Origin of the sequence: Rhodococcus sp. USK10, from assembly GCF_019378875.1 — a bacterium.
Taxonomy (GTDB): domain Bacteria; phylum Actinomycetota; class Actinomycetes; order Mycobacteriales; family Mycobacteriaceae; genus Rhodococcus_F; species Rhodococcus_F pseudokoreensis.
Genome location: NZ_CP076048.1, coordinates 2,896,942 through 2,917,501 on the forward strand (window position 1 = coordinate 2,896,942; position 20,560 = coordinate 2,917,501).

At 68.8% G+C, this 20,560-nt stretch carries 17 protein-coding genes; 6 read left to right on the forward strand and 11 right to left on the reverse strand.

Annotation, left to right across the window (positions count from 1 at the left end; translation table 11 throughout):
• The first annotated feature begins 32 nt into the window (after positions 1 to 32).
• Positions 33 to 572, forward strand: a complete 540-nt coding sequence (locus I1A62_RS20375) for a nitroreductase family deazaflavin-dependent oxidoreductase (protein ID WP_374710799.1) — start codon at positions 33 to 35, stop codon at positions 570 to 572.
• Here the strand turns inward: I1A62_RS20375 and I1A62_RS20380 are convergent.
• The gene (locus tag I1A62_RS20380) at positions 550 to 1,155 is read right to left on the reverse strand and encodes a TetR/AcrR family transcriptional regulator (RefSeq protein ID WP_219459581.1); all 606 of its coding nucleotides are present in this window, start codon (positions 1,153 to 1,155) and stop codon (positions 550 to 552) included. The two genes, I1A62_RS20375 and I1A62_RS20380, sit on opposite strands and share 23 nt — an antisense overlap.
• 210 nt (positions 1,156 to 1,365) lie before the next feature.
• On the opposite strand from I1A62_RS20380, the gene I1A62_RS20385 reads away from it, so the two are divergent.
• The 4 genes from I1A62_RS20385 to I1A62_RS20400 are packed head-to-tail and all read left to right on the forward strand — an operon-like array spanning position 1,366 to position 8,218.
• The gene (locus I1A62_RS20385) at positions 1,366 to 2,604 is read left to right on the forward strand and encodes a cytochrome P450 (RefSeq protein WP_219459582.1); all 1,239 of its coding nucleotides are present in this window, start codon (positions 1,366 to 1,368) and stop codon (positions 2,602 to 2,604) included.
• 26 nt (positions 2,605 to 2,630) lie between these two features.
• Positions 2,631 to 3,257 carry a TetR/AcrR family transcriptional regulator gene (locus tag I1A62_RS20390; RefSeq protein WP_219459583.1) on the forward strand — a complete coding sequence of 209 codons (627 nt, stop codon included), beginning with the start codon at positions 2,631 to 2,633 and terminating at the stop codon, positions 3,255 to 3,257.
• Between the two features lie 33 nt (positions 3,258 to 3,290).
• Positions 3,291 to 5,000, forward strand: coding sequence for an AMP-binding protein (locus I1A62_RS20395; RefSeq protein ID WP_219459584.1), 1,710 nt, complete (start codon positions 3,291 to 3,293; stop codon positions 4,998 to 5,000).
• Positions 4,997 to 8,218, forward strand: a complete 3,222-nt coding sequence (locus I1A62_RS20400; RefSeq protein ID WP_219459585.1) for a carboxyl transferase domain-containing protein — start codon at positions 4,997 to 4,999, stop codon at positions 8,216 to 8,218. The genes I1A62_RS20395 and I1A62_RS20400 overlap by 4 nt, the downstream gene beginning before the upstream one ends.
• Positions 8,219 to 8,250: 32 nt before the next feature.
• Here I1A62_RS20400 and I1A62_RS20405 read toward each other — a convergent pair whose 3' ends face one another.
• From I1A62_RS20405 to I1A62_RS20450, 10 genes are all read right to left on the reverse strand, one after another.
• A complete protein-coding gene (locus I1A62_RS20405) occupies positions 8,251 to 9,234 on the reverse strand; it encodes an MDR family oxidoreductase (protein WP_124391657.1) in 984 nt (327 codons plus the stop codon).
• 88 nt (positions 9,235 to 9,322) lie between these two features.
• The gene (locus I1A62_RS20410) at positions 9,323 to 10,393 is read right to left on the reverse strand and encodes an L-idonate 5-dehydrogenase (RefSeq protein WP_219459586.1); all 1,071 of its coding nucleotides are present in this window, start codon (positions 10,391 to 10,393) and stop codon (positions 9,323 to 9,325) included.
• Positions 10,394 to 10,428: 35 nt separating this feature from the next.
• Complete coding sequence (locus tag I1A62_RS20415) at positions 10,429 to 11,367, reverse strand: sugar kinase (protein ID WP_124391659.1); 939 nt, start codon at positions 11,365 to 11,367, stop codon at positions 10,429 to 10,431.
• Positions 11,367 to 11,981, reverse strand: coding sequence for a bifunctional 4-hydroxy-2-oxoglutarate aldolase/2-dehydro-3-deoxy-phosphogluconate aldolase (locus I1A62_RS20420; protein ID WP_124391660.1), 615 nt, complete (start codon positions 11,979 to 11,981; stop codon positions 11,367 to 11,369). The genes I1A62_RS20415 and I1A62_RS20420 overlap by 1 nt, the downstream gene beginning before the upstream one ends.
• Positions 11,978 to 13,357, reverse strand: a complete 1,380-nt coding sequence (locus tag I1A62_RS20425; protein ID WP_072937195.1) for an MFS transporter — start codon at positions 13,355 to 13,357, stop codon at positions 11,978 to 11,980. Before I1A62_RS20425 ends, I1A62_RS20420 begins: the two co-directional genes overlap by 4 nt.
• A 52-nt stretch (positions 13,358 to 13,409) precedes the next feature.
• A complete protein-coding gene (locus I1A62_RS20430) occupies positions 13,410 to 14,942 on the reverse strand; it encodes a mannitol dehydrogenase family protein (RefSeq protein ID WP_219459587.1) in 1,533 nt (510 codons plus the stop codon).
• Between the two features lie 5 nt (positions 14,943 to 14,947).
• On the reverse strand, positions 14,948 to 16,165 hold the full coding sequence (manD, locus tag I1A62_RS20435; protein ID WP_219459588.1) for a D-mannonate dehydratase ManD: 1,218 nt from the start codon (positions 16,163 to 16,165) through the stop codon (positions 14,948 to 14,950).
• Positions 16,162 to 17,166: a 2-hydroxyacid dehydrogenase gene (locus I1A62_RS20440; RefSeq protein ID WP_219459589.1), complete on the reverse strand. Its 1,005-nt coding sequence runs from the start codon at positions 17,164 to 17,166 to the stop codon at positions 16,162 to 16,164. The genes manD and I1A62_RS20440 overlap by 4 nt, the downstream gene beginning before the upstream one ends.
• Positions 17,167 to 18,183, reverse strand: a complete 1,017-nt coding sequence (locus tag I1A62_RS20445; RefSeq protein ID WP_219459590.1) for a LacI family DNA-binding transcriptional regulator — start codon at positions 18,181 to 18,183, stop codon at positions 17,167 to 17,169.
• Positions 18,184 to 18,296: 113 nt separating this feature from the next.
• Positions 18,297 to 19,271 carry an LLM class flavin-dependent oxidoreductase gene (locus I1A62_RS20450; RefSeq protein ID WP_219459591.1) on the reverse strand — a complete coding sequence of 325 codons (975 nt, stop codon included), beginning with the start codon at positions 19,269 to 19,271 and terminating at the stop codon, positions 18,297 to 18,299.
• Between the two features lie 141 nt (positions 19,272 to 19,412).
• Between I1A62_RS20450 and I1A62_RS20455 the strand changes: the two genes are divergently transcribed.
• Complete coding sequence (locus I1A62_RS20455; protein WP_219461298.1) at positions 19,413 to 20,546, forward strand: nitric oxide synthase oxygenase; 1,134 nt, start codon at positions 19,413 to 19,415, stop codon at positions 20,544 to 20,546.
• Positions 20,547 to 20,560: the final 14 nt, after the last annotated feature.

Consider the following 20,560-nt stretch of genomic DNA (forward strand, 5'->3'; position numbering starts at 1 on the left):
CCGAACCGCCCACCTGAGGGAAAATGGCCACCATGAACGCCGTCCCCACACCCCCTGACCGATTGCGCGCGCTCCGCAACCCGCTCCGCATCCTTGCGCGGTGGCTGGGCACCCAGGAATGGGTGATGCGGATGGCGCCGGTGATCATCTGGCTGGAGTCACACCTGCGCGCGTGGACCGGGAACCGCGTGAGCCTCATCGGCATCGCCGGCCTGCAGTCCGTGCAGGTGACGGTCCCGGGACGCAAGAGCGGCACCCCGCGGACGACGGCGCTGCTGTGCATTCCGTACGGCGACGGATACGTCGTCACCGGTTCCAACTGGGGCCGCCCCGAGCACCCGGCATGGTCGGCGAATCTGCGCGCCGCCGACGAGGCGCTCGTCAAGGCCGGGGCACGGGAGTCCCGGATGCGCGTCCACATGGCCACCGGCGACGAACGCGAGAACCTGTGGAAATTCGTCGTCGACTACTGGCCCGGCTACCGCATGGAGCACCGGCGGTCCGGGGGACGCGAGTTCCGGCTCTTCGTGCTCGAGCCCACCCGATCGGCTACGACGCCGCGCGAATCCTGAAGATCGGCTCCACGAAGCGTTCGACGGTGCGCCGCTCGGCGGCCGCGTCGGGCAGCGGCCACGTCAACAGGGCCAGGACGACGCGCACGATCCATCCCGCGGCCTCCTCGTCGGGCGCGATGCGGGTGAGCGAGATCGCCACCTGGCCGAGTTCGGGTGCGCGGGCCAGGTACTCGTCCGTACTCCTCGGATGCACCCCGGTGAACCACTGCACCAGGGTCGGCTCCGCGCGGATAGCCACCAGCGAGGCGAGGATCGCCTCCACGATCCGCTCCGAGTCCTCGAACGGTTCCAGCGCCTGCTCGACGTGGTCGGCCACGGAGTCGGCGGCGCGGGACATCACGGCCTCGACGAGCGTGCGCTTGCCGCCGGCGTACCGGTAGAGCGTGGCGCGTGAACACCCGGCGCGGGCGGCGACCTCGTCCACACTCACCCCGTCGATGCCCTGTTCGCGAATGAGGTCGGCAGCGGCGGCGTGAATCCTCTCGACCGCAAGCACCCGCCTGCTCCCTCCGGTCAACCAATCCGCCTGCTCCGTGTCCACGGCACCTCCAGAAACGTCCTCGTTATTTTGTCTCACCATGAGACGGTTACTCTGCCAATTCTAGAACACGTTCCTCTATTACGGGGTCGTGATCAGCATCGACAAACCCCGCATCACCGGGCAGTGAGACGCAGTGCGAACAGCGCGCTGATCAGCAGAATCTCACCTTGATCGCCGCCCTTGACAGCACCCGGCTCCGACGCGAACTGTGGTGATGTGCAACAAGTTCTCGCCGACAAGGAGTCCTCGATGGCCCACTCGCCGACCCACGGAATCGACATCTTCGATCCCACCCACCTCGACGAACCGAACGAGCTGTACCGGATTCTCCGCGAGCACTCCCCCGTCCATCGCGTCGAAGGCACCGACTTCTTCCTCGTGTCCACGTGGGACCTCGTGACAGAGGCGGCGAACCGCACCGACGACTTCTCCTCGCACCTCACCGGCGTGCTGGTGCAGCAACCGTCGGGGCCGCCCACGACGTTCGACATGGACGGCGGCGGTCAGGCGATTCACGTGCTGGCCACCGCCGACGAGCCGACGCACCTGCACCACCGCAAGCTGGTGCTGCCCACGCTCGGCCGCCGCATCCGCGCGCTGACGCCCACCGTGCAGTCGCTCGTCGACACCCTGTGGGACGAGGGCCTGCGGGACGGGCGGATCGACTGGACGGCCGACATGGCCGACCGCCTGCCGCTGACGATGGTGGCGCATCTCATCGGGCTGCCGGAGCCGGACGTGCCCCAGCTGCTCGCCTGGGCGTACGACAGCACGGAGATGCTGGGCGGGATGGTCGACGCGGGTCGCCTCGGCCGGCTGGTCGCCTCCGTGACCGAACTGGCCGCGTACCTGCGGGCCGAACTCGTGCGGGCGAGGTCGCAACCGTCGGAGGATCTGCTGGGCGTCCTCGCACACGCCTGCAATGACGGAGAACTGTCCGAGGACGTCGCGACACTCGTCCTGCTCCAGCTCGTCGGCGCCGGCGGCGAATCGACCGCGGGGCTGATCGCGAACGCCGCCCGCCTCCTGGCCACCCATCCCGCAGTGCAGACCCGACTCCGGCAGGAGCCCGCGCTCGTCGACGCGTTCCTCGACGAGGCACTGCGTCTCGAATCCCCGTTCCGCGGACATCACCGGCACGTGGTCGCCGGCACCGCTCTCGGCGGCGTCGACCTGCCCGCGGGTAGCCACCTGCTCCTGCTGTGGGGCGCGGCCAACCGGGATCCCGCCGCGTTCGAGAGGCCGGACGAGATCGTGCTCGACCGGCCGCACATCCGCTCCCATCTCGCGTTCGGCAAGGGCGTCCACTTCTGCGTCGGATCGGCGCTCGCCCGCATGGAGGCACTCGCCGCCACCACCACACTGCTCGCGCGCACCGACCAGTTCTCCCTCGCCGACGACGCCGAGACACGTTGGCTCCCCAGCCTCCTCGTGCGCCGCCACAGCGCACTCCCGCTGCGGATCAGGTTGTCGTCGAGCCGCGATTGACATTGACGTCAATATCAACCCATACTGTGACCGTGACCACAAGCGAGGCTCAGGAGCGGGCACGGTCGGCGCGTAAGGACAACGACGGTCCCCGCCGCCGCGAACTCCTCCGCGCCGCGAGCGCCTGCTTCGCCGAACTCGGGTACGACCGGACCACCGTCGAGGTGATCACCACCCGGGCGGAAGTGTCGCGGGCGACGTTCTACGCGTACTTCTCCTCGAAGGACGAGGTGTTCCACGCCGTCGCCGCCGACGTCTGCGAGGAGTTCCTCGAGTCGCAGCACGTCGAAGGACCGGCGAGCGAAGACCTGCGAGAGGTGCTGCGCACCACCACGAAAGCCTTCGTCGAGGCCGTCTACACCAACGGGCGGGTCCTCGAACTGATCAGGCACCGCGCCGGGCTCGACCCCGAGGTCGGCCGAAGCTGGACCACCGTGCAGACGCGGCTCATCCGCCGCTACACCCGGTTCATCGAGCGCATCAACGCCACCTGCGACGTCACGCCCTGTGCACCACCCGCCCGCATCGCGCAGACCCTCGCCGACGCCCAACTCGCGGGCGCGGCCCGGCTGGTCGACGCGAGTTCCCGCGAACAGCGCCGGTACACCGCAGACCTGACCGCCATCTCCGAAAGACTCATCGGCTTCGCCTAGCAAGGACAATCCGCACAGAATCGGGAGTTCGGTATGCCCACTTCGCCTTCGAGTGACCCCACGGCACTGGAATCGGCCCTCGCCGAGATACGCGAACTCCAGGCCGCCGCGTGGCCACCGGAGGTGCCGCGGTCCGTCGAGTACCCGATCGAGGGCCGCACCGTGATCGACTATCTGCGGCACTGGGCAACGCAGCGACCGCACAGCGTCGCGATCGACTTCTACGGCCGCGACATCACCTATGCCGAACTCGACGACCTGTCGGACCGCTTCGCCGGCTGGCTGCTGCAGCGGGGCGCGTCGGCAGGCGACCGCGTCGGCGTCCACCTGTCCAACTGTCCTCAATTCCACATCGCGATGCTGGGGATACTGAAGATCGGTGCGGTCCACGTCCCGATCAACCCGCTGTTCCGTGAGCACGAACTCGCGTACGAGCTCGGTGACGCCGGCGTGGAGATTCTGCTGACCCAGGATTCCTTCGCGGACATGGTCGAATCCGTGCGCGGCGAGTCGGCTCTGCGGCACGTCGCGGTCACGGCCCTGTCGGACCTGCTGCCCGCCGAACCCGGCGTCACACCGCCGTTCCCCACCGCGTCCGGGCCCACCGACTGGGCTGGGATCATGGAATCGCCTCGCGCCGATCCGATCCCGATGGATCCCGACGCGCTCGCGGCGCTGAACTACACCGGCGGCACCACCGGGATGCCGAAGGGCTGCAAACACACTCAGGCGCACATGGTGTACACCGCCGCCACCGCGACACTGGCCGGGGGCAGGCAGGTGGGCGAGGCTCCCCCGGTCGTCCTCGGGTTCCTGCCCGTCTTCTGGATCGCCGGCGAGGACTTCGGCATCCTCTATCCGCTGATCAACGGCGGCACCGTCGTCCTGCTCACCCGATGGGACCCGGAAGCCGCGGCGACCCTCGTCGAGCGCCGTGGTGTCACGTCGATGGTCGGCACCGTCGACAACTACGTGGAACTGATGGACCTGCCGGGTTTCGCCGACCGGGACTTCTCCACCCTCGGCAACGCGATGGCCGTGTCGTTCGTGCTCAAACTCGACCCCGGGATCCGCGGCCGATGGCGCGCCGCGACCGGTCACGTGCTCCGGGAAGCCAGTTACGGCATGACGGAGACGCACACCGCCGACACCATCACGCTCGGCTTCCAGACCGACGACGAGGATCTGCGCAGCGAACCCGTCTTCTGCGGGCCGCCGGTTCCGGGCACCGACGTGCTGATCGTCGACGAGGCCGGGGCTCCGGTGCCGGTGGGGCAGCCCGGGCAGATCATCGTCCGCAGTCCGTCGCTGCTCACCGGCTACTACGGAAAACCCGACGCCACCGCCGACGCGCTCCGCGGCGGATGGCTCCACACCGGTGACGTCGGCAAGCTGAACGACAAAGGCGCACTGCATTATCTGGCCCGCAACAAGGAGATGATCAAGACCAACGGGATGAGCGTGTTTCCCTCGGAGGTGGAGGCACTGCTCATGCTGCATCCGGCGATTCAGTCGGCCGCGGTGGTCCCGAAGCCCGATCCGGGCAAGGGGCAGGTGCCGTTCGCGTTCGTCCAGCTCCTGCCCGACCGTCAGGTGTCGGGTGAGGAACTGCGGGAGTGGGCCGCCCGGAACATGGCCACCTACAAGGTGCCCACCGTAGAGGTCCTCGACGCACTACCCATGACGGCGACGGGAAAGGTCCGCAAGGCCGACCTGTTCGCCCTGGCCGAGGAGTACAAGTGACCCTGCTGGTCGCCAATCGCGGCGAAATCGCGCTGCGCATCATCCGCTCCGCCGAGGAGATGTCGGTCGACACCGTCGCCGTCTACGCGGAGGACGACGCGGACAGCCCCCACGTGCGCGCGGCGACCGAGGCGGTCGCGCTCCGCGGCTCGGGACCGTCCGCGTACCTGGACGTGCGCGCCCTCCTCGACGCGGCCGCCGAGTTCGGTGCGACGGCGGTGCATCCCGGTTACGGGTTCCTCAGCGAGAACGCCGATTTCGCCCGCGCCTGCGCCGCCGCCGGACTCACGTTCGTGGGTCCGAGCCCGGATGTGCTCGACATCTTCGGCGACAAGTCGTCGGCACGCGAGGCCGCCGTCGCCGCGAAGGTTCCGGTGCTCGCCGCGACGAACGGCCCCACCGACCTGGACGGCGTCCGCGCGTTCTTCGCGGAACAACCGCGCGGCATCATGATCAAGGCACTCGCGGGCGGCGGCGGCCGCGGCATCCGTGCCGTCCGCAGCGCGGACCGGATCGACGAGGCGTACCGGGCGTGCGCGTCGGAGGCGGAACTCGGGTTCGGCAATCCCGCAGTGTTCGCCGAGGCGCTGCTCGAGGGCGCCCGGCACATCGAGGTGCAGGTGGTGGCGGCACCGCAGGCGGGCGTGACCCGGGCGCTCGCCGTCGGTGACCGCGACTGCAGCGTGCAGCGCCGCCACCAGAAACTCGTCGAGATCGCACCCGCACAGGGGCTCGATCCCGGACTGCGCAGCGAACTCCACGAGGCCGCGGCCCGGCTGTGTGCCAGTGTCGGCTACAGGGGACTGGCCACCGTCGAATTCCTGGTCTCCCCGACCGGATTCGTGTTCCTGGAGGTCAATCCGCGACTTCAGGTGGAACACACGGTGACCGAAGAGGTGACGGGGATCGACCTCGTCGCCGTGCAGATCGACATCGCGCGGGGAGCCGATTTCGGAGAGTTGGCGCTGCCGGACGGGGTCGGCGCCGTCGGGCTCGACACGTCGGGCACACCCGCGCTCGCGCGTGGAATCGCCGTCCAGTCCCGGGTGAACATGGAGACGATGCGCCGGGGCGGTCAGGCCGTTCCCGCCGCGGGCACGCTGTCCGTGTTCTCCCCGCCGACGGGACCGGGGGTGCGCGTCGACACCTACGGGCGGCCGGGGCTGTCGCCGAGCCCGCGGTACGACTCGCTCCTCGCGAAGGTGATCGTTCATTCACGCGGGCAGTCGTTCGCGGCCGCGGCACGCAAGGCGGATGCGGCGCTCGCCGAGTTCGTCGTCGACGGCGTCCCCACCAATATCGGCTTTCTGCGGGCGATTCTCACGGATCCCGGCTTCGCCGACGGCGTCGTGGGCACCGACTATCTCGCGGAGCGGATGGGTGCCCTCGTCGACGCCGCGCATGTGCATCATCCGGCGGAGGTCGCGTCGGACACGCTCGAGTTGCGGGCCGGCGAGGACGTCCTGCGTGCACACATGGCCGGGACGGTCGTGGAGGCGGCCACCGAGGGGGCCGCCGTGACGTCGGGTGCGCAAATCGTGGTGCTCGAGGCCATGAAGATGCAGCACGTGATCGCCGCCCCCACCGGCGCTGTGGTGGAGCGGAATCTGGTGTCGCCCGGGCAGACCGTCAACGCCGGCGATCCACTGGTCGTGATCCGCCGCACCGGATCGGAGGCTGGCGACGTGGCCGACAGCGCAACCGATCTCGATCGTGAGCGCGCCGATCTGGCGGAGATCCGGCAGCGGCACGACTACACGCTCGACGCCGCCCGGCCCGCCGCGATCGCGAAGCGCGCGAAGCTCGGGAGGCGCAGTGCCCGCGCCAACATCGAGGACCTGGTCGACCCCGGCAGCTTCGTCGAGTACGGGCCCCTCGTTCTCGCCGCGCAGCGCAGTCGCCGCTCCGAGCAGGACCTGATCGAGAACACCCCCGCCGACGGCCTGATCGCCGGCCTCGCCGCAATCAACGGGGACGTGTTCGGTCCGCAGAATTCCCAGGCGGTGGTGCTGTCGTACGACTACACGGTGCTCGCCGGAACCCAGGGCATGCGAAACCACGCCAAGACGGACCGGGTGATCGAACTCGCTGGCCGCAAACAGGTTCCGGTCGTCCTGTTCGCGGAGGGCGGAGGCGGACGTCCCGGCGACACCGACGCCGGTCCCGCCGCGGGCCTGGACCTGAACACCTTCCGGTCGCTGGCGGCGCTGAACGGGAAGGTGCCGCTGGTGTCGGTCGTGTCCGGCCGCTGCTTCGCGGGCAACGCAGCCCTCGCCGGGGTCTGCGACGTCCTGATCGCCACCCCCGACGCGAACATCGGCATGGGCGGCCCGGCGATGGTCGAGGGCGGCGGGCTGGGTGTGTACCGGCCGGAGGACATCGGGCCAGTGGACGTGCAGCGCCGCAACGGAGTGATCGATCTGCTCGCCCGCGACGAGGCGCACGCCGTCGAACTGGCGAAGACGTACCTGTCGTACTTCCAGGGGGTGCTCCCCGACTGGGAGGCCCCCGACGAGCGGCTGGCCCGTCACGTCGTCCCGGAGAACCGGTTGCGCGCCTACGACGTCCGCAGTGCGGTGGAGTCCATCGCCGACGTCGGCTCGGTCCTCGAGCTACGCCGCGACCACGGCGTCGGCATCGTCACCGCGCTGATCCGGGTCGAGGGGGCGCCGTACGGTCTCGTCGCGAACAGCAGCCACCACCTCGGCGGTGCGATCGACGCGGTCGCGGCCGACAAGATGGCCCACTTCCTGGAACTGTGCGAATCGTTCGGCCTGCCGGTGGTCTCGCTGTGCGACACACCTGGATTCATGGTCGGCCCCGACTCGGAGAAGGAGGCCACGGTCCGCCGGTTCGGCAAGCTGTTCATCACCGGCGCGCAGATGACCGTGCCGTACGGAACGGTCATCCTGCGCAAGGGCTACGGCCTCGGCGCGATGGCCATGGCGGGCGGCTCCTTCCACGCGTCCGAGTTCACGGTCGCGTGGCCGACCGGCGAGATCGGCGCCATGGGGCTGGAAGGCGCGGTGCGCCTCGGGTACCGGAAGGAACTCGAGGCGCTTGACGACCCCGCCGAGCGGGACGCGGCGTTCACGCAACTCGTCGACGCCGCCTACCAGCACGGGAAGGCACTCAACGCGGCGACGATCTTCGAACTCGACGACGTGATCGACCCGGCCGATACCCGCGCCTGGATCGTGCGGCTCCGCCGCCCGTGAGTACTTATTAACCGCCGCACGTTAATAAGTACTCACAGGCGCGTCAGCGCACGACCGGACCAGGTGCCCGCCCGCACCTGGTCGATCACCGACACGACGTCGGCGATCGGGACCTCGTGCGTGATCGACTCGAGGCGGCTGGGTGCGAGGTCGGACGCGAGGCGGCCCCACAGTCGGCGCCGCTGGTCGATCGGGTACTGCACGGAGTCGATGCCGAGCAGGCTGACGCCGCGCAGGATGAACGGCAGGACCGTGGTCTCCAACTTCGGTCCGCCGGTCAGTCCACTGGCCGCCACGGCACCGCCGTATTCGATGGTGCTGAGCACGTGGGCGAGGGTGGCGCCGCCGACGCAGTCGACCGCGGCAGCCCACTGCGCCTTGCCGAGGGGACGCGGTTTCGTGTCGGGTTCGGGGAGGCGTCCGATCACCTTGCTCGCGCCCAGCTGGGTGAGCAGTTCCGCCTTCTCCGGCTTTCCGCTCGACGCGACCACCTCGAAGCCGGCCGCCGACAGCAGGTCGACGGCGACGGTGCCGACGCCGCCGCTCGCCCCGGTCACGAGCACCGGGCCGTTGCCCGGCTCGACGCCGCGGGACTGCAGTGCCTCGACGCTCATCGCGGCCGTGAAGCCGGCGGTCCCGATTGCGGCGGCGGTGCGGGTGGACATGCCGTCGAGTTTCACCACCCAGTCGGCCGGGACGCGGGCGAACTGCGCGTACCCGCCGTGCCGGGCGGTTCCGATGTCGTAGCCGTGGGCGACGACCTTGTCACCGACCGCGAACTCCGGCGACTGCGACTCGGCGACCGTGCCCGCGATGTCGATGCCGGGCACGATGGGGTATTCGCGGACCACTCCGCCCTTCGGCGTCAGCGCCAGCGCATCCTTGAAGTTCACGCTGGAGTACTCGACCTGGATCGTGACCTCGCCCTGCGGCAGGAACGATTCGTCGACCGTCTCCTCGGTGAGGCCGATGGCGCCCTCGTTCTCGCGCGCGATCCAGGCGGTGAATTCCTTCATCAGCTTGCTCTCCTGACCTCGGGGGTGCGTCGAGTCCATCATGCGACAACTGCGCCGCGTCGACGATGCCGGGGCGAGGATCCCGGGATCAGAACCGGAGGAGAACCTTGCTCGACGACGACGCGTCCCTGGCCGACGCGAACGCGGTGAGCGCGTCGGCCACGTCGTACTCGGCCGTGATGATCGGGTCGACTGCCAGCGAGCCGTCGGCGAGAGCGGCCACGACCTCGTCGATCTCGTCGTTGAACCGGAACGAACCGACCAGGTCCAGTTCCCGGGTGATCGCGATCGAGACGGGTACCGGCTGGTCACCGGAAGGAAGCAGTCCGACCATCACGACCCGGCCGCCGCGCGCGGTCCCGTGGATCGCCGACGACAGGCCGCGGTGGTTGCCGGAGCATTCGATGGTGACGTCTGCTCCGACCGCCGCGACCGCGTCGGTGTCGGTGGCCGTCAGGGTCACGTCCGCGCCCACGTCGCGCGCGATCTTCAGCGGGTACTCGTGCATGTCCACCGCCGTGATCTTCCCGGCGCCGGCTCGCTTCAGTACCGCCACGACGAGCGCGCCGATCGGCCCGGCACCGATGACCAGGACCGACCGGCCCGTCACGTCCCCGGCCCGCGCCACCGCGTGCCACGCCACGCTCGCCGGCTCGGCCAGGGAGGCGAGCCGCAGATCGAGGCTGTCTGGAAGGACCCGCAGCATGCGGGTGGGGACGGCGACGTGGCTGACGAACAACCCGTCCGCGTGCGGAAAGTGCGCCGCACTGCCCAGGTACGTGCACTCGGGGGAAATGTTGGGGCGGTCGGCCGGATACGTCGCATTGTCGCCGCCGGGTGTCGCGGGGTGGATGGCGACGGGGGTGCCGGGGCGGGGACCGCTGCCGTCCGTCGCGCCGATCAGCACCGTGCCCGACGCCTCGTGCCCGAGCCGCATCGGTGCGCGGAGAATCGACTCGCCTGCGGCGCCGTGCTTCCAGTAGTGGAGGTCGGATCCGCAGATTCCGCCGTAGGCGATGCGGATCACCGCCTCGTCCGGCTTCGGTGCGGCGATCGGCACGTCCTCGACGCGCAGGTCGTTCGCGCCGTGGGCGACGACCGCCTGCGCGTGCGTCGGAACCTCGACGGTGTCCGTGCCGGTGGTCTCGGTGGTGTTCATCGGTGAAGTCCAGTTCTGTCGGAGGTGGGAGCTTGTCATCTGGTGACGGGTTCCGCGGTGGTGAGGAGTCCGAGTTCGTCCCTGCGCGGCATGCCCTCCCAGTCGCCGGACACCGTGCACGCGAAGGCTCCCACGGTCACAGCGGTCCTCAGACGGTCGCCGGGTGACTCCCCCGCGAGGCGGTCCGCGATGTATCCGGCGACGAAACCGTCTCCGGCCCCCACGGAGTCGACGACGTTCACCGGCACCGCAGGCAGGGAGTACGTCTCGCCGTCGACCATCGCCAGGCATCCCTGGTCTCCCAGTTTCAGGATGCTTTCGCGGGGCCCCAGGTCGCGGACACGCGCGACGAGTTCTGCGGGGTCGCCGTCCCCCACTGCGATCGCGGCCTCGTCCTCACCGGCGAAGACGATGTCCGACAACGCTATCAGCTCACGGAAGACGGGACCCGCTTCTTCCGGCGACCACAGCGCACGGCGGTAGTTGAGATCGAACGACACCGGAATGCCCAGTGCGCGTGCCCGTTCGGCGCAGTACAGGGTGGTCTTCCTGGCGCTGTCGGACAGGGCCGGGGTGATGCCGGTGACATGCAGCAGCGACGCCGACTCGAGGCGGTGGTCCGCGATGTCCGACATCGTGAGCCGCGACCCCGCGCTGCCGGCCCGGTAGTACCAGACGCGGGTGGCGGTGGCGGTTCGCCGCTCCTTCACCATCAGTCCGGTCGGGGCGTCCGGATCGCGGATGACGTCGGCGGTGATTCCCTCGGCCCGGAGTTCACGCTCGACCAGGTCACCCAGGCTGTCCTGGCCGACGCGCCCGACCCAGGCGACGTCCACGCCGAGCCGCCGCAGCGCGATCGCGAAGTTCGTTTCGGCGCCGCCGATTCCCAGGTGGAGCGTGGACGTGTGGGCGAGCGGTCCGGTGTCCGCCGCTCGGGTGAGGGCCATGGTTTCGCCGAACGTCAGTACCGTCATCACGCGACCGCCGGTTCTGCGACGACGCCCGCGAGGCGCCGGCATCGTTCGGCCAGCTGACCGAGGTCCCCGCCGCGGAGTGCGTCCCCGATCAGCGGGCCGCCGAGGCTGACCGCCGCCGCTCCGGCTGCGATCCACACGGGGACGTCCTCGATGCTCACCCCGCCAGAGGGGACGACCTGGATGTCGGGGAAGGGCCCGCGCAGGTGCGCGATGTACTCCGGTCCGACCACCGATGCCGGGAACAACTTCACGGCGGTCGCACCCGCGTTCCATCCGTTCCACAGCTCGGTCGGCGTGAATCCGCCCGGGTAGATCGGGACGCCCGCACGCACGGCCGTGGCGATGACGTCGAGGTTCGTGGTCGGTGTCACGAGGAAGTCGGCACCCACGTCGACGGCGGCGCGGGCCTGGTCGACGGTGGTGACCGTGCCGACCCCGATCTCGACGCCGTCGGGTGCGTCGCGCCGGATGCCGCGCAGGGAGTCGAGAGTGCCCGGCGTGCTCATCGTCAGCTCGACGGCACGAACTCCGTTCTCGGCGAGGACGGTCACCACCGGGGCGTAGAGGTCGGCGTGCGCGGCGCGCAGCACCGCGATGACGGAGGAGGTCATGCCGCCGTTACCTCGCGGTCGGTGGCGTTGGCGGCCAGCGTGAGGTCGCGGTCGCGGGTTTCCGGCGCCATCGTCGAGGCGATCAGGACGGTCACGGCCATCACGATCATGTAGACGGCCACCGGGATCCAGGAGCCGGAGAAGGCCGTGACGAGGGCCGCGCAAATCAGTGGTGCGACACCGCCGCCGAAGATCGAGGCGAATTCACGGCCGAGAGTGACGCCGGCGTAGCGGTAGCGGGAGCCGAAGATTTCCGGGAAGTAGCTCATGGTGACGCCGACGGCGCCCTGGCAGGCCAGGATGAAGCCGACGATCATCGCCATCGTGATCAACAGGTGCGAGCCGGTGTTCAGAGCCAGGAACGTCGGCACCGGCAGGATGATCAGAGCGATCACGATCGAGATGTACACCGGCTTGCGGCCCACCCGATCGGACAGCCGACCGAATCCGTAGGCCGCGATGCCGCCGCAGATGGCCCCGACCAGCAGTACCTTGGGAATGAACGTGGGGTCGACGTGCACGTCGTTCTTGAGGTACGACGCCATGAACACCTGGTACGTGTACGACTGCGCGCTGATGCCGATCGTCATGAACATGACGATGAACAGCGGCTTCTTGCCGTTCGCGAAGATCTCCTTCACGGGCGTCTTCGGAACGTGGTGCTGCTCCTTCAGTTCCTGGAACACCGGGCTCTCGTTGAGCTTGCGACGGATGACGAAGGCGGCGACAGTCACGAGCAGACTGCTGATGAAGACGAGCCGCCAGCCCCAGGACATGAGCTGCTCTTCCGGCAGGAGCTGCGCGGCGATCCACGCGACTGCGCCGAGCGCCGTGCCCAGCGCGGCCCCGGTCATCACCAGAGCGGCGAGCCGGCCTCTCCTGCCGATCTGCGCCGTCTCCGTCAGAAGGGTTGCACCACCGGACTGTTCGGCTCCCGCACCGAATCCCTGGAAGAATCGGCATGCGACGAGGAGCGCGGGTGCGAGAAGCCCGACCTGACTGTAGGTGGGCAGCAGACCGATACCCAGTGTCGCGCCGCCCATCAGCATCAGGGTCGCGACGAGCACCCATTTGCGGCCGAGCCGCTCGCCGTAGCGTGAGAAGAACAGGCCGCCGAGCGGTCGGGCGAGGAACCCGACGGCGTAGGCGCTGAAGCTCGCGAGGATGCCCGCCGCGGGCGAGATGTTCGGAAAGAACAGTGTGTTGAAGATCAGCGCCGAGGCGGTGCCGTAGATGACGAAGTCGTACTGCTCGAGTGTGGTGCCGATGAGTCCCGCCCACGCCGCCCGGCGGACCGCGGCCGGGTCTGCCTGAGGTGTACCGCCAGCGCGGCCGGGTGTTTTCGGGTTCACCGTGGGGTCGAGTGTAGTGTCCATGGATTCCTCCATTGGTGGTTCCCGGAAATTCCGGGCAGGGGGGGTGAGAGAGTCAGATGGTCGCCCTGGACTGCAGCGTGATCGCGCCGAGGTCCGGGACCGGGGCGGATGCTTCACCGGCGGCGACAGCCGGCCCGTGGCGGACGATGATGTCGACGAAGTCGGCAATCCGCGAGACGAACTCGATGTGCGAAGCGAGAACGCTGGGAAACAGGCCTCCGTCGACGAAGACGGAGCGAACGAATTCTGTAGTGGAAGCGGCGTTGTCGGCCATTCCTGCCAGGCGCAGTCGAGCGGGGTCGGTCATGGATCGTGCGTGTGGGCCGGGGTCGAACCCAGGCAGCGGGGCGATGCAGGCGAGATACGCCGCCACGGTCAGCGCAAGGAACTGCGGGACGTCACCGCGGCCGAGGTGTTCGAGCGCGGGGATCGGGATACGCTGCGCCAATTTGACCGATCCGTCGGAGCCGACCTGCGAGGTGCGGTGCCCCAGAGCGGTATTGGACCAACGTGAAAAGAGTTGCCGGACGTAGTCGTCCGTGTCGACCGCTTCGGGAACGGTGACTGTCGGCAGGTATTCGTCGCACAGGATGCGGCGCGCCGCATCCTCGACGAACGGTCGCGCCACGGACTCGGGGATGGTGGCACACCCGTCGAGTGCACCGAGGTACGCGATGAGCGAATGCGTCCCGTTGAGCAGCCGGACCTTCATCAGCTCGTACGGCTCGACGTCGTCGGTGAACAGCGCGCCGCCGTGCTCCCAGGCGGGACGGCCGGCAGCGAACTTCTCCTCCATCACCCACATCGTGAACGGTTCGGCGGGGACGGCGATCGTGTCCCGCACGCCGAGGTGCGTCAGGGCCGTCTCGTTGTAGCGGTCCGAACTGGAGGGCACGATGCGGTCCACCATCGAATTGGGGAACACCACGGACGCATCCATCCAGGTCAGTACCTCGTCACGGAGGGGTGCCCTGAAGGTGCCGGCGAACTCGCGCACGAGCCGTTCGGTCTGGCGCCCGTTTGCCAGCAGGTTGTCGCAGCTGAGGATGGTGATCGGGGTGCCGTGTGTGCACGCCCGCAGGGCCAGTGCGCGGGCGATCTGTCCGATCGTCGTGCGCGGCGTCGAGGCCTCGGCGAGATCACGCCGGACGACGTCGGAGTCGAGGTCGAGGGATCCGGTCTCGGGCGACACGGTGTACCCGTGTTCGGTCACGGTGATCGTCACGATCTTCGTTGCCGGATCCGCGATCGCGTGAACGACGGACTCCGGATCCTGTTCGGCCACCAGGGTCCCGGTGTGGGAGCCGGGAACACTGACACGCGATCCACCGGGCGAGATCTCGACGACGCTGTAGAGCAGATCCTGCGCCGTCATCGCATCGGCGACGGCGCTCGACCGGCTCGCCACACCGAGGATCCCCCACGGCCCGGGTTCGCGTTCCATTGCCAGCGCGGTGTAGACGGCCTGGTGGGCGCGGTGGAAGTTGCCGAGCCCCAGGTGCACGATCCCGGTGCCTTCCGGCACCCGCCGGTGGATCAGTGCCGCGGCAGGAACGTTTCGGCGTGAGAGTGGGTGTTCGGTCATGCCCGTCACCAATCCGTCATGGAGCCGTCGCGGCGCCGGGCGACCGGGAGGTACGCCTGCTCGTAGGGATACTTCGCGGCGAGTTCCTCGTTCATCGTCACTCCGACACCCGGTGCGTCACCCGGGGTGAGGTGGCCGTCCGCGAACGACCATGCGTGCGGGAAGACCTCGCTGACGAGCGGGTCGTAGCCCATGTACTCCTGGATTCCGAAGTTCGGCGTCGCCAGTCCGAGATGCAGGCTCGCGCCCAGGGAGATCGGTGAGACGTCCGACGGTCCGTGCGGTCCGCCTCGCACCTGATACACCTCGGCGAGCGCAAATATTTTGCGGACGTGGCTGATTCCGCCGGCGTGGACGATCGCCACGCGAATGAAGTCGATCAGTTGCTCGGTGATCAGGTGCTGGCAATCCCAGATCGTGTTGAAGACCTCGCCGATCGCCAGGGGCGTCGTGGTGTGGTTGCGCACCAGACGCAACGCATCCTGGTTCTCGGCCGGCGTGACGTCCTCGAGCCAGAACAGATTCACCGGCTCGAGCGATTTGCCCAGCCGCGCGGCCTGCTGCGGGGTGAGCCGATGGTGGGCGTCGTGCAGCAATTTGAGGTCGGTGCCGACATGGTCCCGGACCGCCTCGAGGACCCCGGGCACATGATTGAGGTAGGCGTCCGTGTCCCACACCTCTTCGACCGGGAGCGCCCCGCGGCTCGCGGGCTCGTATCCCGCCGCCCCCTTGTGCACGCCGTAGACCGAATCGAGTCCGGGGACCCCGGACTGCACACGAATAGCCTGAAAGCCTTTCTCCCGCTTGGCATCGACGGAGTCGAGCAGCGCGGGCACATCCCACCCGGTGGCGTGGGTGTACGACAGGACGCAGTCACGCACGGCACCGCCGAGCAACTGGTACACGGGCTGGCCGAGCGACTTGCCCTTGATGTCCCACAGCGCCACGTCGACCGCGCCGATCGCGGCCATCGTGACCGGTCCGCGGCGCCAGTACACCCCACGGTAGAGGTACTGCCAGGTGTCCTCGATCCGCGTCGCGTCTCGTCCGATCAGCAAGGGAGCGACATGGTCTCGCAGATACGACGCGACGGACAGTTCGCGGCCGTTCAGTGTCGCGTCACCGTAACCGACGACGCCGTCGGCGGTGGTGATCTTCAGGGTGACGAAGTTACGGGTGGGGCTGCAGACAAGCACGTCCGCGGAGATGATCTTGTCGGTCATGCCCGTGATCCTTTCGCTCCGACCGCGGGAGCAACGACGTTGCGCAACTGCTCCCCGCGTGCGAGTCGGGTGATGTTGCCGGTGATGTCTTCGACGCGGCCCAGAAACGTCTGCCGCGACACCCCGGAAGAATGCGGCGTCATCATGATGTTGGGGAGTTCGGAGAACGGGAGGGCACTGGGCGCACCTCGACCGTCGGCGCCGGGATAGTCGTACCAGACGTCGATGGCCGCAGCCGCGATGGTCGACGAGGACAGCGCGTCGAACAGTGCCTGCTCCTGAACGAGTGGTCCGCGGCCCACGTTCACCAGCACACCGTCGCTGCCGAGCGCGCGCAATTCCTCGGCGCCGATCATGCCCCGTGTCCGGTCGTCGAGCGGTGCGGACACGACGACGACGTCGGACTCGGCGAGCAGGCGCTCGAGTTGGGACACATCGGCGGCCCAGTCCAACCCCTCCCCCGTCGCATCGACGTTGCCGCGGCCGGTCACGGCCGCTCCTGTCGCGCCGAATGCCCGGAACAGATTCCACGTGGCGTTGCCGATGTGGCCGAAACCCACGAAACCCACCCGCGCACCCTGCAGTGAATTCGACTGCGTGAGGCGCTCGTCGTAGACCGACGTCGCCCACACCCCGCGCCGCAGGGCCGCATCCTGGGCGACGAAGCCGCGCCGAAGCATCACTGCGGCCGCCACGACGTATTCCGCGATCGAGTTCTCGTGGTGGAAGGTATTCGCCACCAGCACGTCGGGGGCCAGGGCGCCGAACGAGATGTTGTCCGTGCCGGCGCCGGCGACGTGGACGAGCCGCAACGTGGTCGCGGACGACGCCATCGACGGGGTGAACTTTCCCCCGACGTACACGTCGGCGTCACGCAGATCCTCGATCAGGGCAGCCTCGTCGAAGCTGCCGTGCCAGGACAGTTGCGATCCTGTGGGAACCGCTGCATCGAACCGCGCCCGGTGTGGGATCAGATTACTGTCGGCAACAACGATTTTCATCTAGCGGCTCTCTTTTCCGGGGCGAAACACCCGATCGTGCGCCGGTCCGGCCGACGCACGGACGACAAGTTGTGTGGGGAGGTGAACTTCGCGGACGTCGGAATCCGGTTCGCCGGCGCGCTGGTACACCAGGTCGAGACTCAGCACGCCGGCTCTCGCCATCGGCACGTTGACACTCGTGAGCGCGGGGTTGGCGAGCTCGGCCAGCGGTGAGTCGTCGATGCCGACGACGCTCAGGTCGTCCGGGACCGAGAAGCCCATTGCGCGGACGCCGTTCATCACACCGATCGCCATCGGATCGTTGTGAGTGATCACGGCACTCGCACCAGTCGCGATCACACTCGCGGCCGCGGCATGACCACCCGCGAGGGTCTCCTGCTGCCAGCCGAGCAGGCTCAGCTGCACATCGCGGGACTTGCAGAATTCCTCGACCGCGGCGATGCGACGCTGATTCGACCAGGACTGCGGCGAGCCCTGGACGTAGGCGAGGTGTTCGTGCCCGAGTGCGACCAGGTAGTCGATGGTCTGACGGAGACCGTCCTCGGAATCCGCCACGATGCAATCGCATTCGGGCGAAGACCGGTTGACGAGCACCAGCGGGGTGTCGCCGGCGAGTTGCACGATGTCGGACGCGGGCAGTCGCGGCGCGCAGACGACGAGTGCGTCGACGCGACCCTGCAATTCGCCGAGGACCTCGCGCTCACGATCCGCGCTGCCGTCCGTGTCGGTGAGGAGCACGGTCTGCCGCCGGTGCCACCCCTGAGCCTGCGCCGCCTTCACGAAACTCGCGAACACCGTGTGCCCGATGTCGGGCACCACGACAGCGACGGTGGTGGCCGTCGGCCTCACGGCGTCGTTGCGCGTCGGCGACGCCGCCCGGTAACCGATCTCGTCGGCGACCGCGATGATCCGCGCGAGAGTGTCCGGTCCGATCCGGTCCGGGGCACTGAACGCCCGCGATGCGGTGGACAGGGATACCCCTGCGCGTTGAGCGACCTCGGTCAAGGTGGGTGCCACGGTGCTACCGCCTCGCTGTTCGTTGTGACTGCCGACACATACTATCCACCGACTTGCGCAAGGTTGTCAATACTTGCGCAAGACTTGCGGCAACTGTTGTGCGTCGTGCGGGGTCACACGTCCAGGAGTGACAACAGCCGATCGGATTCGAACAGCGCGTCCCGGTCGAACGTGGACGTCGAGGCCAGGAGTTCGTCCGCGCCGGTGCGTGCCCTCAGCGCGTCGAGCGCGACCTTCACCTGTTCGGCGTCGCCGTGGATCGACGACGCGATCGTCGCGTCGACCTGTTCGCGCAGCCGCGGGGTCCAGGGCTGCGTGCGTATGTCCGCGACCGATTCGAGCGGAGGGAACTCGCCGGTCCGGCTCGATTGCGCCAGCGCCCACGCCTCCGGGAGCAGCAGTTCGCGGGCCCGGTCGTCGTTCTCGGCGATCATGACCTCGAGCGAGATCATCACGTACGGGTCTCGGTGTGCTGCGGACGGGACGAAGCTGTCGCGGTACCGGTCGAGTTCCGGGATGCGCGCGCCCGCCCCGTGGAGGATCGGACCGCCGACCACCACCGGCAGACCGGCCTTCGCGGCGAAGTCGAGTCCGCGGCGCGTGGCGAGAACGAACATCGGCGGCGGGGTCGCCACCTGGGGCCGGGCGGTCACGGCGCCCTTGCCCTCGAGGTAGCTCCGGACCTCGTCGAGGTCGTCCGCGAACGTGTCGGGGGCGTTGCGGTCGCGTCGCAGTGCCTCCCGCACCGGCTTCGTGAATCCGAGGGACCGTCCGACCCCCAGGTCGATGCGGCCCGGGTACATGGCCTCGAGAATGAGGAACTGTTCGGCCACAACCAACGGCTGGTGGTTCGGCAGCATTACACCACCCGACCCCAACCGGATCCGGCTGGTGCGGGCGCCGAGGGCCGCGAGCAGCACGGGCGGCGACCCGCTCGCGATGCCCGGCACGGCGTGGTGCTCGGCCACCCAGAACCGCTCGAATCCGAGGTGTTCGGCGTACACCGCCCGCTCGATCGTTCCGGTCAGCGCGGCAGAGTCGGGCGCACCCCGGCGCGTGCGGGACCGGTCCAGAATCGAGAGCTTCACCTCCGGGGGAACCGCCGTCCTGCCGGCGGTATTTCCTCACCCCGTCCGCACTCGGTGGACGGGTGTGCCCGCTTCGCTGACATACTGACCGCCGCAGGATCCACGATCGCCGGGAGGTCAATGGTGAGCAGCACAGGGACTATGTCGTACTCGCTGGATGTCACGTCGCGGTCCGCAGCGCAGATGCGGGAGTGCGCAGAGTTCTTCAGCGAGCCCGAGCTGGCCCATCTGCCCACCGCCCGCCTCGCGGACGCACTGGAGTCGCTGGCCGAGGCGGGCCGCTACGAGCACACCGTGGAGGAACTGGAAGTCGGCTCGCAGCTGGCGTGGCGCAATCACGCCCGCTGCGTCGGTCGCAAGCACTGGCGCACGCTGAAGCTGATCGATGCCCGCCACGCCACCACCGCGGACGAGATTGCGGAGGCGTGCTGGGAGCACCTGCGGGTCGCGACGAACGGCGGCGCGCTGCGCTCGGTCATCACGGTCGGCCCCCTACCGCTGGCGGACGGACGCGAATACAAGATCGTCAGCCCGCAACTGATCCGCTACGCCGGCTACCGCCACGCGGACGGGACGGTGACCGGGGATCCCGCCCAGGTCGGAATCACCGAGGCGGTGACGAAGATGGGGTGGCGGGGCGCAGGCACGCCGTTCGACGTGCTGCCGCTGCTGGTGAGCACCCCCGACGAGACGCTGCGCTGGTACGAGATTCCTTCCGAGCTGGTGCTCGAGGTCGAGATCGAGCACCCCGACTACGCCTGGTTCGCCGATCTCGGTCTCAAATGGCATGCCGTGCCTGCCGTGTCGAACATGCACTTCTCGGTCGGCGGGCTGACCTACCCACTCGCCCCGTTCAGCGGCTGGTACGTGAGCACCGAGGTCGGGGCCCGCAACCTCAGCGACCAGGATCGCTACGACATGCTGCCCGCGATCGCCGAAAAGCTGTGCCTGGACACGTCCTCGGAGCGGACGCTGTGGCGCGACCGGGCACTGGTCGAACTGAACCGCGCCGTGATCCACAGTTACCGGCAGTCCGGGGTGCACATGGTCGATCACCACACCGTCGCCAAGCAGTTCATCAGCCACGTCGAACGCGAAGAGTCGCTCGGCCGGAAGTGCCCCACCGACTGGTCCTGGATCAACCCACCGATGTCGGCGGCGCTCACCCCGACGTTCCACCGGCTCTACGACGCACCCGACATGGACATCCGCCCCAACTTTCTCCCGGCACCCGCAGCGACGTCGGGGTGTCCGTTAACCGGCGGGATCCTGTAGGACGGGCGCCCTGC